The sequence below is a fragment of the Lacinutrix sp. C3R15 genome (assembly GCF_018860825.1).
GTDB lineage: Bacteria > Bacteroidota > Bacteroidia > Flavobacteriales > Flavobacteriaceae > Oceanihabitans.
The window spans coordinates 1-2002 of record NZ_JAHKPZ010000020.1 but is presented as its reverse complement, the minus strand read 5'-3'; the positions used below and the strand labels follow the sequence as shown (position 1 = coordinate 2002).

2 protein-coding genes are annotated in these 2002 nt (G+C 32.4%); both read right to left on the bottom strand.

From position 1 onward, the window contains the following. Positions 1 to 340 precede the first annotated feature (340 nt). Positions 341 to 994, bottom strand: a complete 654-nt coding sequence (locus KO494_RS07810) for a hypothetical protein (protein ID WP_215967048.1) — start codon at positions 992 to 994, stop codon at positions 341 to 343. Positions 995 to 1147: 153 nt separating this feature from the next. Continuing rightward, positions 1148 to 1720: a hypothetical protein gene (locus KO494_RS07805; protein ID WP_215967047.1), complete on the bottom strand. Its 573-nt coding sequence runs from the start codon at positions 1718 to 1720 to the stop codon at positions 1148 to 1150. Positions 1721 to 2002: the final 282 nt, after the last annotated feature.

Below are 2002 nucleotides of genomic sequence, written 5' to 3'. Positions count from 1 at the left end.
GAACTGAATTTCGTAAATAACTTATTATGTTCCTATTAATCTGAAAAGTTTTTTAGGGTTACTTGTTGCGTGAACAATTCAGTTCGAGAATTGAGTGATCAGAATATGTGATTATTTTATTGCGATTTGAGTAAGAAAAAAATCCGATGATTTATGTTTTAAAAAAAACAGTTTATTGAAAGTTACAATTTTCAAGCTATTTTTTATAACGTTGTTGTATAAGCTTTGTTGCGTTGGTTAAGCAGTGAATTTACTAAATAAAACACGAACGGCGAAATTCCGAAGAAATTTCCCAAGTGAGCTAAAACCAGCAATAAAGTTTATACGGTGTTGCCACCAGTTATTTTATTCCGACAACTGTTTCAATCGGTTCGTTTTTATAATCAAATTCAACTTTTTTCATTCTGTGAATTGGACTGTCAAATCCTATAATTAAATCTCCGCTAAATGACCTTAAATCCAAAACTCGAAATTTTTTCTTGTATTTAGTCAGCGTTTGTTTTTCCAAATCTAAAAGTCCAATTCTTTGAAATGTTCCACCAAAAAATGATTTATCCCAAATCGGAATTGCAGTTTTCTGTCCATTTCTTGTCCAGATTGCAGGTCCGCCACATTTCTCGCTAATTAAAATTACTTTTGATTCATTCGTTTTGAGTTTGCATATTCCACTCAAAGGTGCTCCCATTCCAATTTCGTTTAGGTTTGAGTATTCCAAAGTTGCGTAATTTCCATTTTCAATTCCGTTTGAGTTTTGATTCGGAAAATCCCAAGCATTTGGATATTTCAAAGCATCTATTGAATAGCCAATAATTCGGCTTATTGAAAGTTCATCAAATTTTAATGCTTGCAATATTGTTCTGGCTAAATACTTATCGTGTTTTTTCGCTTTATCAAACAACTTCATTAATCCACTCGCAGAAAGACGTTCATTTCCTGTCATTCCTCCAATTCCAATGACACTATTTGCTTTTTCGTAAATTTCTTGTTTCGTCATTTCTCTAATTGGTGGCAACGTGTTCGTGTAAGGATAGTTGCGTTTTTAAGCAACTAACTTACTAAAAATGAACCGAACCATTGGAAATTCCGCAGGAATTTCCAAGTAGGCAAGTCACAAGCAATTATTTTTACACGTTGTTGGGCACAGTTTTTATTCCACTCGTTTTTTTGCAATCGACAATTTTTGAGCATAGGATTTTGGAAAGTCAGATAACGAGTTTTCGATTTTTTCGATAAATAGTTCATATTTATTTTCCTCCCAAGCTTTGTCGATAATACTCTTGAGCTGATTAAATTGAAGACTACGATTATATTCTTCCGCTTCTATTGTTAATTCACGTTCTAATTCCTCTATAATTTTACTATTATAATTTATTTCGGCTAAATTGAAATGTTGAAAATCCTTTTGTAAGTCTATAATCCATTCCAAAATCCTATCAGGCAGTTCCGTTCCAAATTCTAATTCAGATTTGGTATGATTTTTTCCAAGTTTGGCTAAAACCGTATTTATTGGAAATTCAAATTCAGAATTTTGGTTAAAGCCAAGAGAACAAGAAAACTCGTAACTTCTATTCCAATCAAAACCAAAAGTCAGATAATTGTTTTTGGATGTGTATTTTACAAACCCCTTCCATTCATCACTTTTATTATATCCGAGCACATTTAAAATAGAATCTAAATGTTCCTCAATTCCATTTTTAAAAACCTGTTCTGTCGTGTGCATTGATGTTTGGTTAAATTGTGCCCAACGTTCTCGTATATGGAAAGTTGCGTTGTTTGCGCGCGAGGATTTTCCGAAGGAAAATCAGAAGCATGCAAATACGCAACAATCTTTGGTTAAGCACAATATAGCAATTTTATATATACATTGTTACCAAATGTAGCTTTTTTCGTTCGAGACTTACAGTGGTTTTTTGCCATTCTTTTTTCCAAATAAGCAAATAGTTTTGGCAAGCAATAAATTCGCAAATAGGATTGAGTTAATTAAGGAATTCGGTTAAAAACT